12 protein-coding genes are annotated in these 13089 nt (G+C 43.1%); 1 reads left to right on the forward strand and 11 read right to left on the reverse strand.

The window, feature by feature from the left end; all coding sequences use genetic code 11:
• Positions 1 to 37: 37 nt before the first annotated feature.
• Complete coding sequence (locus tag Q0L00_RS02010) at positions 38 to 1315, forward strand: serine hydrolase domain-containing protein (RefSeq protein ID WP_297335191.1); 1278 nt, start codon at positions 38 to 40, stop codon at positions 1313 to 1315.
• A 75-nt stretch (positions 1316 to 1390) separates the two neighbouring features.
• On the opposite strand, the gene Q0L00_RS02015 is transcribed toward Q0L00_RS02010, so the two are convergent.
• From Q0L00_RS02015 to Q0L00_RS02065, 11 genes are all read right to left on the reverse strand, one after another.
• Positions 1391 to 3166 carry a glycoside hydrolase family 9 protein gene (locus tag Q0L00_RS02015; protein WP_297335192.1) on the reverse strand — a complete coding sequence of 592 codons (1776 nt, stop codon included), beginning with the start codon at positions 3164 to 3166 and terminating at the stop codon, positions 1391 to 1393.
• Positions 3167 to 3247: 81 nt separating this feature from the next.
• Positions 3248 to 4651: an MFS transporter gene (locus Q0L00_RS02020; protein WP_297335193.1), complete on the reverse strand. Its 1404-nt coding sequence runs from the start codon at positions 4649 to 4651 to the stop codon at positions 3248 to 3250.
• An 85-nt stretch (positions 4652 to 4736) separates the two neighbouring features.
• Positions 4737 to 5096, reverse strand: coding sequence for a DUF2200 domain-containing protein (locus Q0L00_RS02025; protein WP_297335194.1), 360 nt, complete (start codon positions 5094 to 5096; stop codon positions 4737 to 4739).
• 23 nt (positions 5097 to 5119) lie between these two features.
• On the reverse strand, positions 5120 to 6067 hold the full coding sequence (locus Q0L00_RS02030) for a tetratricopeptide repeat protein (RefSeq protein ID WP_297335195.1): 948 nt from the start codon (positions 6065 to 6067) through the stop codon (positions 5120 to 5122).
• A 41-nt stretch (positions 6068 to 6108) separates the two neighbouring features.
• Positions 6109 to 7071 (reverse strand): hydroxyacid dehydrogenase, encoded by a 963-nt coding sequence (locus Q0L00_RS02035; protein WP_297335196.1) that lies wholly within the window; start codon positions 7069 to 7071, stop codon positions 6109 to 6111.
• Positions 7068 to 7559 carry a VOC family protein gene (locus tag Q0L00_RS02040; RefSeq protein WP_297335197.1) on the reverse strand — a complete coding sequence of 164 codons (492 nt, stop codon included), beginning with the start codon at positions 7557 to 7559 and terminating at the stop codon, positions 7068 to 7070. Before Q0L00_RS02040 ends, Q0L00_RS02035 begins: the two co-directional genes overlap by 4 nt.
• 5 nt (positions 7560 to 7564) lie before the next feature.
• Positions 7565 to 8728 carry a mandelate racemase/muconate lactonizing enzyme family protein gene (locus tag Q0L00_RS02045; protein WP_297335198.1) on the reverse strand — a complete coding sequence of 388 codons (1164 nt, stop codon included), beginning with the start codon at positions 8726 to 8728 and terminating at the stop codon, positions 7565 to 7567.
• Positions 8725 to 9612, reverse strand: coding sequence for a sugar phosphate isomerase/epimerase (locus Q0L00_RS02050; RefSeq protein WP_297335199.1), 888 nt, complete (start codon positions 9610 to 9612; stop codon positions 8725 to 8727). The genes Q0L00_RS02045 and Q0L00_RS02050 overlap by 4 nt, the downstream gene beginning before the upstream one ends.
• A 596-nt stretch (positions 9613 to 10208) precedes the next feature.
• Positions 10209 to 11120 carry an NAD(P)-dependent oxidoreductase gene (locus Q0L00_RS02055; protein ID WP_297335200.1) on the reverse strand — a complete coding sequence of 304 codons (912 nt, stop codon included), beginning with the start codon at positions 11118 to 11120 and terminating at the stop codon, positions 10209 to 10211.
• Positions 11121 to 11199: 79 nt separating this feature from the next.
• Positions 11200 to 11646: a nucleoside deaminase gene (locus tag Q0L00_RS02060; protein ID WP_297335201.1), complete on the reverse strand. Its 447-nt coding sequence runs from the start codon at positions 11644 to 11646 to the stop codon at positions 11200 to 11202.
• Between the two features lie 69 nt (positions 11647 to 11715).
• Entirely contained in the window at positions 11716 to 12855 is a 1140-nt protein-coding gene (locus tag Q0L00_RS02065; protein WP_297335202.1) for a DUF4221 family protein, read from the reverse strand.
• Positions 12856 to 13089 lie beyond the last annotated feature (234 nt).

Here is a 13089-nt window from a genome sequence, read left to right on the forward strand (position 1 = left end):
TTCAGGGTATTTTAGCCAAATAAATACAATATACCCGATGAAATCAATCTATTTTCTTCTCGTTTTTGTCTTTTTGCTTTTCCCGGAGAAAAGTTGGTCTCAACTGCTTCATGTTGCGGATAAGCAGCCCATTTCAGGAATCGATGAAAACCGAATTTCCCGAATTGATGCTGTGTTGGATGAAGCCATTCGAGATGGTCAAATTCCTGGTTTGGTGGCTATGATTGTGAAAGATGGGAAGGTGATTTACCACGAAGCCAAAGGATTGGCAGACGTCAAAAATGGAAGGAGAATGGAGAAGAATTCGATTTTTCGGATTGCATCTCAGACTAAAGCCATCACTTCCACCGCAATTATGATTTTATGGGAGGAAGGGCATTTCCGTTTGGATGACCCAATTTCAAAGTTTATTCCCGAGTTTAAATCGCCTCAAGTGCTTACAGGCTTTCGCTTTTCTGATACAACCTATACGACAAGAACTGCAGATAAGGAAATCACGATCAGACATCTTCTTACCCATACCTCTGGATTGGGGTATGGCGTAATTGATGGAGATGAGCGAATGAAGATGATCTATCAGAAGGCCAGAGTAGTTGATTTGTTTACCACAGAAGACATTTCCATTGAAGAAAGCGTAAAGCGGTTGGCTAAACTTCCCCTTCACCATGACCCTGGAGCACGATTTACCTATAGCGAGGGATTGGATGTGTTGGGCTACCTGGTGGAAATAGTCTCTGGGATGCCTTTTGATGAGTTTTTAAATTCACGGATTTTTAATCCTTTGGAAATGAAGGATACTCGATTTTATCTCAATGATAATCAAGATGATAGATTAGTTGCGGTGCATACTCACCAAGCGGGGGAGTGGGTTGCATTTCCAATTACATTTTATGATCCTGACTATCCGAAAAAAGGAGCAAAGCGATTTTTTTCTGGTGGAGCTGGCCTTTCGAGCACAACTGAGGATTACGCGAAATTTCTTCAAATGTACTTGAATGGAGGAATTTATAATGGGAACCGAATTCTCAGTCCACATACAATTAAAACCATAATGACCAATCAAGTTGGTGATTTTCTCGGTGAAGGAGGAAAAGATTATGGATTAGCCTTTGGTTTGGTGGATGAAAAGGGAGTTCAAATGGGAGGATTGGGTAGTTTGGGCACGTTTGATTGGGGTGGGTATTTCAATACGCAATACTTTGCTGATCCGGAACAGGATCTAATTGGATTGATATTTAAGCAAACTTCAGGAGCGGGAAATGGAGATGAAACTGGCTGGAAGTTTCGCCAGATGGTCTTCACCTTAGTAGATTAGTGTTGAAGGGTAATACCATTAGCAAGAAGCAAAAGTAGATCAAAAGGGGGACCCAATTTATGGGTAAATTAGAAGCTATTTCTTGTGAGAAAAATAGCTCATCATCAGGATGGACCCAGCTGTTCCATCCATGGTAGGTTCATTGGTGCTGTAATCGCCCACCGCATCATGATAAACGATAAATGGGTTTTGTCTTCCCAGATAGTCGTCAGGTCTTTCGAGTGTAAGTCCAAGCAAATTGGAATGAATGGTTCTAAATATTGGACCATCCACTAAGCCCCCCGGAATTTCTAAATTCAGCAGAACATAAGGGGCTGTATGAACATAAACAGGATAATCTCCCCATTCGGGAATTCCGGTAAACATGCTCGTGCCCCAGGGATTTTTACCAAATAACCAATCTCGTTGCGCAAGTAAATAGGGATGGAAAGTCTGATCTCCACTCATTTTTTCATAAAGAATCAATTGAGTAGCTAGAGAAGTCATGAGGTTATTTGAACACCAAATGAAAGGAATACCTACCTCAAAAGGGCTGCTTTTTGACTTGGAAAGGGTGTATTCAATTCCTTCTTTATAATATTCCTCCAACGTTTTTTTGAAGGTTTCATCCACCACTTCGTGCAAGGAAAAGTGCCCCAAATTTATAAATGGATAAAGTTGATAATGAGCGGCCGAATCGCGTACAGTCCAGGAGTCCGCATTGGAACTGGCCACGGCATAGTCTTTGGCCTGCTCCAAATAGCTAGAATCTCCTGTGGCTTTGAAAAGCTCCGCAGCTCCCCACTCCATGTCGTCATTCCAGGTTTCTTCCATGTAGCGATAAGGGGCTCCGTATGAATTTCCTTGCTGAAATCCTTCCGCTTTCTGACCGAGAGCATAAAGCGTTTTTGCTGCTTGGAGACATTTTTGAGCATAAATTTCATCAAACTCCTTCCAAATTCTGGCTCCTAAAGCCAAAGCAGCGGCTGATCTTCCAGCTAAGTTGGCCAAACCGGTGGCTTCACTTTTGTACTGCATCAAGCCTTGGGGTTTACCTGTGGCAAAATAAGCTACCCGGTAGGAGTTTTCTCCCCAGCCATAATCTGCATTATCTTTATTGGGAATTTTAAACCCCCTATGATCCCGATCATCAGCGATTTGATGGATGAGTTGATCGGGGGCGGGATGCAGTTTGAGCAACCAATCCAAACCCCATTTGGCTTCGTCAAGCACATCAGGGATTCCATTTTTTGCAGGTTGTCCGAGTGCATTGACTTGATCTTCGAATTGATCGGGAAAAAGTTGGTAAGCCATGAGCATATGTCCGGTGGCATAACTTCCGGTGATCAGGTATTTTAATTGGTCACCCGCATCATGCCAGCCTCCTGAGGCATCCACATAGGTAGAGTCAGGCATGGGGCCATAGAAAGATCTCCCGTCTTGCTGATGGCAGACCATATCCAGGGTAGGATTATATCCACAGCGTTGTTGTCTCATGAATTTGAGTAAGTGCTCTTGGATTCCCTGATATGCCTGGTCGGAAATCTGAAATTTTTCCGATGAACTTTTTGAATCCGAATGCCATAAATAATATTCTCCCGATTCTATAACTGATGAAAAATCCAAAGAGTAATAATGAAAATCTCCCCAATCTCCTGCCTCCAATGTTTTCGGTGTCATCAGGAAAGCTGCACTCGAATCCGGCAGGTGCATCAATTGGATTTTGGACTTAATTTTTTCCCTAGAAAAGATGACCGCTTTTTTGGTGTCACCGGGGTGAAACCCGACTTGGTTCACCGAAAAAAAGACTTCTTGGGAAAAGCCTGGTAGGGCAACTAACAAGACCAAAATGCAGCTGATGATGTTCTTCATAAAAGAAAAGGATAGGTTGGGTAATTGAAGATAAAAAAGTAGGTTGATTTTTCTATCTTAATTTATGGTGGCTAGGAAAATTTAGCCTTGTTGAGATTTTAAATTATCTCCATCCCGACGATGTAATCTTCTAAAAACCAATGCGGAGAGCATGGTAAGCCCCCCAATGACCAAAAAGGTATAGCGAAAGGCATTGTGAATTTCGTTTTGAATCAAGCGAATATCCCCCTCAAAGATTTTGAGCACGACCAAGCCGAAAGCGATTCCAAATCCTACCGCCATTTGTTGATTGACTGAGAGGAGTGAATTCCCACTACTGGTATGATAGGGCCGAAGGTCGGCAATGGCGATGGAATTCATCGAGGTGAATTGGATTGAATTAAAAAAACCCAGAACGCCAATGATGGGAATGTGCCAATAAATGGAGCTTTCAATACTCGGAATTGCCAGCAGACAAATAAGCGCGCCGATAATCAAGGTGTTTGCGATCAAGGTTTTTCGGTATCCGATTCGGTTGAGAATTTTCATCACTACAGATTTCCCAAGCATGGCTGTGATGGCCATGGGGGCCACTATCCAGCCTGAAGTTACCGCGGATCGTCCATACCCAATCTGTATCATCAGAGGAAGGAGAAGGGGGATGGCGCTGATTCCCAGTCGGGTGGCCAGATTGCCAAGGATTCCTATTCGAAAAGTCCTTACTTGAAATAAATTCAAAGGAAATATGGGCTCCTCCTTTTTTTGGGCATGTCTGTAGTAGAAAAAAAGGAGTAAAAAGCCCAAGAAAAGCCCAAAAAGCAAAGGAGTAGTCTGTACAGAGTTCCCTAAGAGTTCCAAGGAAATGGATAAAATAAACGTCGCGGCAGCAAAGATGAGAAAACCTTTGATGTCAAAACCGGATGATTTTGAGTGATAATTAGGTAGGTAAAATAGGCTTAAGATCACACCAATCAATGCAATGGGTAAATTGATTAAAAAGATCCAATGCCAAGACAAGTAATCCACCAAATAGCCTCCCACCAAAGGTCCCAAAATCGGCCCGATCAATGCTGGAACGATGGCATAATTCATGGCATTGACTACCTCATTACGAGGAAAAGTTTTAATTAAGGTCAGTCTTCCCACTGGAGTCATCATGCTTCCTCCTATGCCTTGAATTACTCTGGAAATCACCAATTGAGTCAGGCTTTGAGAAAGCGAGCAAAACAACGAACCTAAGGCAAACAGGACCAAGGCAGCGATGAATACTTTTTTGGTCCCAAATCGATCAGCCATAAATCCACTAATTGGCATCAGTAGGGCTACCGTCAGTACATAGCTGATGATAGCGTTCTGCATATTGAGTGGAGATTCATTCAGATCAGCAGCAATGGCAGGAAGCGAGGTATTCAGAATCGTCGAATCCAGCATCAGCATAAAAATCGCCGTCGCCAAAATTAGCGGAAGAATTTTCTTTATTTCTTGGTCAGAAATTACCCTAGACATGAACCCATTTTGATATCGATCATGGAAATTGAACACGGGATAGTGTGGGAGGGTTCAGTGAAAAACAAAGCCCAAGTTTACCCATTTAGGTAGTCCTAAGGATTTTCTCTAGCTTCTTCCCCTTGGCTAATTCATCGACTAGTTTATCTAGATAACGGACCTTTTGACTGAGCGGGTTTTCGATTTCCTCGACTCGATAGCCACAAATCAATCCTTTGATCAAGTGCGCATTGGGATTCAGCTTGGCTTGAGTAAAGAATTCAGCAAAAGATACTTGGCTTTCCATGAGTTCGTATATTTTCTTTTCATCAAATCCAGTCAACCATTCGATGACTTGATGCAGTTCCTCCTTGGTTCTACCTTTTCTTTCTACCTTAGTTAAATAGTGTGGATAAACTGATGAAAAAGTCATGGACCTAATGCGGTCATCTGTGGAAGTAGCCATGATAATGAAGATTAGGATTGAGGTTATTTTCTTTTTTTCTCGTGTTCAAAATAATGGATTAAGTCACTTTCTGCAGCCAAATACCCAAAGGAAGTATAGGCTTTTTCACCCACGAGTTCCTCCAGCATTTGGGTGGCTTTAAGGGTGTCACCATGGTATAAATACCAATTGGCAACGCCATATCGAACCGCATCATTCGATGGACTTCCAGGACCGGATCGGATCAGGGAATCCACAGGGATCCAACCCTTGTAAAGCCTGCATAAATCGGCATAGCTTTGATTTTCAATTACAGTAGAATCAGCATGAATCGGAGCCAAAAGGGAATCGGCTTTCGTGGGGTTGCCCAATCGTTGCTGAATCATATAGAGCCAATGTGTGCTCGATACGATATTGTCGTAATGCGAACCACTTTCCCGGCAGTTTAGGTAAGCCTCGTATGCTTTTTGATAATCATGGATTAAATAATAGGCTAAACCCAAATGATAATAAATATTTCCATGGAGTGAGCTGACGGGAATATTCATCGCATTGGGCATGCCATCCGGCTCAATTTCATTTTCAGTTCCTTGAATTAACTCGGCAGCTTTCTTTAAATCATCGATGGCTTTATCATATTCTCGCAGCGAAATAAATCGATGTCCTCGGTGACGATAAAGCTTGGGTTCATTGGGGAACTTTTCAATACCTTTCGAATATAGTTCGATCGCCTCCTTGTATTTTCCAAGGTAGGCCGCCCTTCGACCATACCAAATCATTCCTTCCAGGTCCTCAGGATTTGCCTCATAGGCCAATTTTGCTTTTTCATAGGCTTTCAACAGCTTCTCGGGTGGATCAGGTACTGCGAACTTCTTCCCCAAAGGAGTAGTAAAAGTATTTTCAGTCAGATTTTTTGAGGTTTCCCTATCTGAAGGTTTTGGGCTACAGGAATGCAAAAACAGTAAAACAGTCAGCGCAGATAGTGTTTTCATGATCAGCGTATTTTGAGGGGAAAAGGATCGGCAGTTGGCATTTATTCGGTTAATTCTTTTTGGTTGAAAATGCAATTTTCCATGGGCTCTTGACCGCTCAAAATCGCAAGCGTATTTTTCACTGTCATCGTACACATTTGAGTATAGGTGGTCTTGGTCAGGCTTCCGACATGGGCAGTGATTAGGGTCTTGGGATGTCTGATTAAAGGGTTGTCCTCAGCTTTAGGAGGCTCTACAGCCAAAACATCTGCCGCAAAGCCACCTAATTTTTCAGAATCCAATGCGTGGAGCAAAGCCTTCTGATCAATGATTTTTCCTCTTGCCGTGTTGATCAGCAAAGCTCCGGTTTTTAGTTGATTTAAAGCCTGATCATTGATCAGGTTTTCTGTCTCAGGGGTAAGAGGCAAATGCAAACTGACTACATCGGAGCTAATGAGTACCTCTTGTAGGGAAAGTTTAGGGTAAGAAACCGCTTCCTTGTAAGCACTCCAATAACACACCTTCATGCCCAAGACCTCAGCGATTCGAGCGACTTTTTTTCCAATATTTCCCATACCCAAAATCCCAAGCGTCTTTCCATGCAGTTCATCGCCTTGGTAGGTTCCGCGCTCGTCCCATCGTCCTTCTTTGACCATAGTAAAGGCTGTAAATAAATTTCGCTGCAGATTGAGCATCAGGCTGATGGTGTGCTCAGCAATGGTGTTGGCATTGCTGTTTGGAGCATTGACTACTTTGATTCCGCGCTTACTGGCAGCAATCACGTCAATATTGTCAAGTCCCACTCCGGCCCGGGCGATGATTTTTAAGCTTGGAATTTGATCCATTAAATTAGCTCGAACTTGGCCTTTTCCACGGGTAATAATCGCAGCAATGTCATTGGATTTTACAGCAGTCTGAAGACTTGACTCGTCCAATCCCATGAGGACTTCAACCTCATCTGCTGACTCCAAGAGTTCCATTGCCTCCTCAGCCAAGGTTTCCAAGAGAAGGATTTTTTTCTTCATTTGTTTTTATGATAAAGCGTGGCGTCCTTGGATTTATATCCACGGAAATCATTTCTTCCAGAAACATAAATTCCGGGTTTGAAAAGCTCATCTTCGAATATTTTTGGATCAATTTCGGCATCTGGCGCAGAAGAGAGTTCGACTAAATTTCCTGAAGGGTCTCGAACAAACATCTGGATCGGTCCATCGGGAAGTTGGCGTACATGTCCCCAAGGTTTGATATCAATTACTCCCAGCGCTTTCATCCGCCAATAAATGGTGTTGATGTCATCTACTTGCAAGCAAAGATGTCCTCGGAAAGAAAAGCTGTCTTCCCACTCGGTTAGGTGGAGTTGCTGATCTTCGTTGATTTTGAAAAAAGCCGTGGGATAGTCAAAAAGAAAGGCCGGGATCACTTCCAACCCGAGTTCTTTTTCATAAAACTCGCAAGCCTCTTCCAAATTGCTAACCACCAAGGCGACATGATTGATGTTGATAGCTTTTGCCATGATTATTATTGTTTAAATTCGTTTACAAAATCCCAGTTCGGAGTCAACCCCAGTCCGGGGCGGGTAGGTTGGGAGAGCATTCCTCGCTCGTCCACGGAAATTTTTTCCTCCACCAAATCATACATCATTGGATTGCCTCCAAGAGAAAATTCGATCACATTGGCAGCGGGGGAAGCAAAAGCTACCGACACGCCGGCCATAAAGGAAAATGCCGACCCCCAACAGTGTGGAGCCAATTCGAGTTGATAAGTATGGGCCAACTGGGCCACCCGCATGGCTTCTGTGATCCCTCCGATAATAGCGCAGTCTGGTTGAATGACGTCCAAAGCTTTCTCTGCTATCATATCCCGCACATCAAAGGCCGTATATTCACTTTCTCCTGCTGCGATGGGGATATAGGTACTTGATCTCACCTCGGCAGTGCCGATTCGATTATCCGGGGAAATTGGCTCTTCAAACCAATATAGATTACAGTCTTCCACTCCCCGACAAAATTGTTTAGCTTCAGGTACACTGAAAGTACCATGGGCATCGGTCATCAATTTGATGTGATCGGGTAAAGCCTGACGGGCGGCACGTACTCGCTTTATGCTTTCTGCCACAGAACCGTCCATGACTCCCACACGCATTTTTACACCAGAAAAACCTTTTTCGGTATAGCTTTTTAGCTGTTCTCCGATGGCGTCTGCACCCGCCCAGCCTCCACTGGCATAAGCGGGCATTTTGTCCCGGCAGCTACCTCCCAAGAGATCCACTACCGGTACACCCAATGCTTTTCCCTTGAGGTCCCAAAGGGCGGTATCGATTCCACTCAAAGCCGAAATAGTGAGGCCTCTTCTCCCCAAAATAGGGAATTTTCTTCCTCTCGACAGCGCATAATGGTCCCGGGTTCCGTTATACACGAATTCCCAAATCCGGTTGATTTGACTCACATCTTGTCCAAGGAGCGCAGGTTTTAATTCATTTTCAACACAACTTACAATGCTTGCGCAGGACCCAGAAGAACCCACCGCAGCTTTAGCTTCCCCAAATCCTTGCAAGCCGTTATCGGTGGTCACCACGACCAAGGTCATGTCAAAATTGGTTAGTAATCCGTAATCAGATCGATGTTGCTTTTCTTTGGGGATGGGACAGCGAAGCCAGAAAGCCTCGATATTGGCTATTTTCATTGGAGATAAGGTTTGAGTTGATCGATGGATTGCTGAGTAAGCATGGTGTAGAATTCTTCCGTCACGGCCGTACTGCCATGGTCCTGTAAAAATTTCAATTGCTCAGGACTCAACCCTTCGGGTGTTTCATCGATTGAATTAGGGTAGGGGTTCGCTGGAGTACGATCGATTGGGGGGCAGAATTCGACCGATAAAACTTGATCGTATTCAATTTCCTTTAAGGTGTCCATAATTCGTTTCCAATCCAGTTTGCCCATACCGGGGGCCATGCGATTATTATCGGCTACATGGAAGTTTACCAATCGTGAACCTACTTGCTTCATCGTGTCAAATAGATCCACTTCCTCGATATTCATGTGAAAGGTATCTAAACAAACTCCGCAGTTCGGTCCAACGGCTTCCGCTAAAGCAAGTGCTTGTGCACCTCGGTTGATGAAATAGGTTTCGAAGCGGTTGATAGGTTCGATTCCTATTCTCAACCCATTGGCTTCGGTAAATTGATAGATTTCTTGAACTCCTTCTACGGCCCATTCCCACTCCTCTTCCGGGCGGGCATCAGGGATGATTTTGCCTACGGTGCCGGGAACCAGAGAAATAACCTTTCCTCCCAAATCAGCTACCAATTGGGCAAGTTCAAGCACGTATTGAACCGATCTTTTGCGTTGATTGGGGTCTTTGGCCAGTAGGTTTCGCTCTTCCAGCATGAGCGTGACTGATCCCCAGCATTGGATTTGATATTTTTCCAAGAGCTCTTTGACTTCGCTACTCTTGTAGCTTTCTGGAGCTCCTTGAATTTCGAGATGAGTATAACCGAGAGCAGAAATCCGCTGAAGGGTACTTTCCAGCGTTTCGGCTCGCATCCAGTTATGAATGGCTAGTTGCATAAAAAAACAGGGTTTGGTTTGATTCGCTTTAAGTTAATCGAAAATTTTGAAAAAGGTGGGGTGATGTTGGTTCTCCACTCCTACTTGTGCTCAACTCGTGTCAATTTTATACAATCGGTATTCTTGTCTTTTGAAATGCAACAATGTCCCTGTCGAAAAATTACCACTTCAGTGGGATCAAATCGGATAGTCGGAATACAGTGAATAAAATAACAGACAACTTAACAAGGACTGAAGGTATTTGAAGAACTAAATTGGATCAAAAAGCCATAACATCTTTTGCCCGTAAGGATCAGACCATTTTCTCCTAAATAAGATTCAAGGAGCGAACCGGAAATCTTTTTAAAAAACCCGGTGGACGAAAACCTAAATCCTCGACTCTTTCTTGATCGATCAGTTCTCCTGTGGCTGATTTCTGGATCAAATGGAAAAAGTTGCCTAAAATATCCTCTTCGAACGTGTCTGGATTTGAAAATGATTCTTGGCTTGTGTCTAGGATTCAAATGGCTCCAATGGGAAGCTGCTTCAGATCAGAGAGGCTTGTAAAAGTGAAAATGATTTGAAAAAAATTCCAAGTCATGGAGCAGAAGAGGGACTTATTCTTCCAAGGGCATTTTTACATACTTTCGCCAATTATGCTGCTCTTTGAAGCCCAGCACTTTTCGGATTTTTCGATTGGAAAATAAAGCTTCGTGTTCTTCCAATTCCCATTTTAATGGAACACCAGGGAAAAAGCGTTCTGCCAATTCTTTGCTGGGAATAATTGCTCCATTATGGTCATTTCCGGCATTGAAAATTTCAAAGCCCAATCCATCTTTTTGAATGCATAAATCCACTATTTGCCCCAAATCACGGGCATCGATGTAGCAGAAAGCATTTCTACGTCTGACCTCAGGATGTTTAAAATAATGTGGGAAAAGCGTTTGATATTCATGAGGCTCGATGACATTTCCGATTCGCAATGCATAAATATCAGCTCCGGATCGACGCTGAAATGCACGGGCAGTTTGTTCGTTTACCACTTTGGAAAGACCATAGCTATCCATGGGATCTACTTCGTACTCTTCGTCGAGTGGAAGGTATTTGGGGTTAGTTTTCCCATCCGAAAAGCAAATCCCATAGGTAGTTTCCGAAGAAGCGATGATGATTTTTTTGATACCGAGTTTTACAGCAGCTTCGATTACATTGTAGGTTCCGATTGCATTCACCCGGAACGTCTCGTTATCCGGATTGATTAGAATCCGAGCAACTGCTGCAAAATGGACCACTGCATCAAACTTAGGCACTCCGGTTCCTGGCTCTAGTTCATCAAACCCGGCATAAGAACTCATGGCATTGAACATTTGTCCGGAGTCGGTGATATCGGCCATCAAATTATCTACTCCGGGGTGGTCAAGCGGTTTGAGATCCACGTTCATGACTCGATGTCCTTGCTCAAGCAGGTAAGGGATGACATGTTTGCCGGCTTTTCCAGATCCACCGGTGAAAAAGATGCGCTGTTTCTTCATGGGAGTAAGGTTGTCATTTCAGGAAATAAAGTCTTATTTCGAAAATTAGTTTCAAAGTAGGGATTAAACCTAAAAAAATCTAGGATGAAGGTTCGCCGATGTCTTCGTTCCACAAATTATGGTTTTTGGTAATAAACTCTTCCATCATTTTCACGCAGGTAGGATCATTGACGACCACTACTTCTACCCCGTTTTCTCTTAATAATTTTTCGGATCCCAAGAAAGTTTGATTCTCCCCAATAACAACTTTGGGAATGCCATAGAGTAAAATTGCTCCTGTACACATGGGGCAGGGAGAAAGGGTCGTATACAACACGGAATTCCGATAAACGGATGCAGGTTGTCTCCCAGCATTTTCCAGGGCATCCATTTCCCCGTGAAGGGTCACACTTTGTTGTTGGACGCGCTTGTTATGTCCCTTTCCAAGTATTTTTCCCTCATAAACCAAAACCGATCCAATCGGAATTCCACCTTCTTTTAACCCGATTTTTGCTTCTTTGATGGCTGCCTGAAGATACTCATCCATAAGTTATTTGTTTTTTGTTAGTTGAATTGTAAAAATAATGCTGTGGGATTTTTGAAAATAAAACAAAAGCTAGTTGATCACCTCAATCAACTGAAAGCGCAAGAAATCCTCTTGGATTTCTGGGTTCTCGGGATGGTCCGCTGAAACCCAAATTCCTTCTTGATCTGCAAAAATATAGCGACCATAAAACCGGTCTGGCTCCAAATCCAATTCGCCTACTTTGTTGAACTCCGAATCTAAAAAGACCAAGCCCCATTTCGAAGCCAAAAAAGCGTCGGTTTCTAGAGTATTGTCAGGAATGTCTTCGTGTTTGCCAACCCGAACGATCAAGTCCTGAGCATCCAGAAAATATACATCGGTATAACTATCTGTATGATTAATCATTTTCATGATTTCATTCATATCCTCAAACATATTGGGGAGGCGTGAGGTCGGTGGGTCCTCAGGGAAACTAGAAAGACCAGCAAAAGAGGAATGTATTTTCTCATCTTGCTGGTAATAGATGTTTCGAAAATTCAAATTGATTATTGGCTGACCGGTTGGACCTACCGAGAGAAGTGGAAAAATGGTTTTATTGAGGTTAGTGCCCACAAATTCTTCAGGAAAGTGGCTGATAGGTGTAAAGGAATTTTTTAAGGAATCGTAACGAAGTAGGTTCGGGGTAGTAGTCAACTCCTCCGGAGAGAGACTGGTCCATTCAAAGGTAAGCGGAAAGGCAGCGAAGTAAAATTCTTTCTGAGTTCGAATGAAGATATTGGAAAACAAGCTTACTCCTTGTTCCTGCAATTCCTCGGCATTGAACTGGACCTTATGGATGATTTGACCGCTACTATCAATTTTGATGAGTTGGTTGTTTCCGGTGGTAAGGAAAAATTCCCTAGGATTATCAGCAAAGATCCCTGCAATATTCTTTCCAACACCATTGGGTCCCTCTGTTTCCAGCTGTATGGTATTCACTAACTTGTTTTCCGGGATGAAGTAGGTTAGGATTTGCTTGGTTTTGTAATCATAAAGGGCAAAATATTCCTCGCCTAGCAGCATGAAGTAGGGCTCCAATTGTCCCACATCAGCGGGAAGCGGGAAGGACTTAAACTGATCCTGCAATTCAAAGCGGTAACTGCTTTTGGTGACTACCTCTTTTTTCTTTGGAGAACAGGCAAAAATCATGGAGGCCAAAAAAAAGGAAAGAAGTAACAGTTGCTTTTTCATGGAATTCGCTTTTGACTAAAGATAGTTTTTGGAATTGAAAAATAGAAGGAAACGCAACTAACGTAATTGCTCTAGCGGGAAAAACCTAGTAAATTAGAAAGGAAAAGTTGATTTCGAGTGATTCCTATCTCAAGAAATCCGCAGAGGAGGACAATAATAGAAGTTGACATGAAGTTGATTTTCAGGCATATTTCAGCTTTCCTTTCTTGCTGACAAGTTTGAAAATAAAAAACC

Origin of the sequence: Algoriphagus sp. (genome assembly GCF_024305035.1) — a bacterium.
In the GTDB taxonomy this organism is placed as follows: Bacteria; Bacteroidota; Bacteroidia; order Cytophagales; family Cyclobacteriaceae; genus Algoriphagus.

Excerpts from the sequence above, each read along its gene's own strand:
- Q0L00_RS02010 (WP_297335191.1), top strand. The coding sequence starts at position 38 with ATGAAATCAATCTATTTTCTTCTCGTTTTTGTCTTTTTGCTTTTCCCG.
- Q0L00_RS02015 (WP_297335192.1), bottom strand. The coding sequence starts at position 3,166 with ATGAAGAACATCATCAGCTGCATTTTGGTCTTGTTAGTTGCCCTACCA.
- Q0L00_RS02020 (WP_297335193.1), bottom strand. The coding sequence starts at position 4,651 with ATGTCTAGGGTAATTTCTGACCAAGAAATAAAGAAAATTCTTCCGCTA.
- Q0L00_RS02025 (WP_297335194.1), bottom strand. The coding sequence starts at position 5,096 with ATGGCTACTTCCACAGATGACCGCATTAGGTCCATGACTTTTTCATCA.
- Q0L00_RS02030 (WP_297335195.1), bottom strand. The coding sequence starts at position 6,067 with ATGAAAACACTATCTGCGCTGACTGTTTTACTGTTTTTGCATTCCTGT.
- Q0L00_RS02035 (WP_297335196.1), bottom strand. The coding sequence starts at position 7,071 with ATGAAGAAAAAAATCCTTCTCTTGGAAACCTTGGCTGAGGAGGCAATG.
- Q0L00_RS02040 (WP_297335197.1), bottom strand. The coding sequence starts at position 7,559 with ATGGCAAAAGCTATCAACATCAATCATGTCGCCTTGGTGGTTAGCAAT.
- Q0L00_RS02045 (WP_297335198.1), bottom strand. The coding sequence starts at position 8,728 with ATGAAAATAGCCAATATCGAGGCTTTCTGGCTTCGCTGTCCCATCCCC.
- Q0L00_RS02050 (WP_297335199.1), bottom strand. The coding sequence starts at position 9,612 with ATGCAACTAGCCATTCATAACTGGATGCGAGCCGAAACGCTGGAAAGT.
- Q0L00_RS02055 (WP_297335200.1), bottom strand. The coding sequence starts at position 11,120 with ATGAAGAAACAGCGCATCTTTTTCACCGGTGGATCTGGAAAAGCCGGC.
- Q0L00_RS02060 (WP_297335201.1), bottom strand. The coding sequence starts at position 11,646 with ATGGATGAGTATCTTCAGGCAGCCATCAAAGAAGCAAAAATCGGGTTA.
- Q0L00_RS02065 (WP_297335202.1), bottom strand. The coding sequence starts at position 12,855 with ATGAAAAAGCAACTGTTACTTCTTTCCTTTTTTTTGGCCTCCATGATT.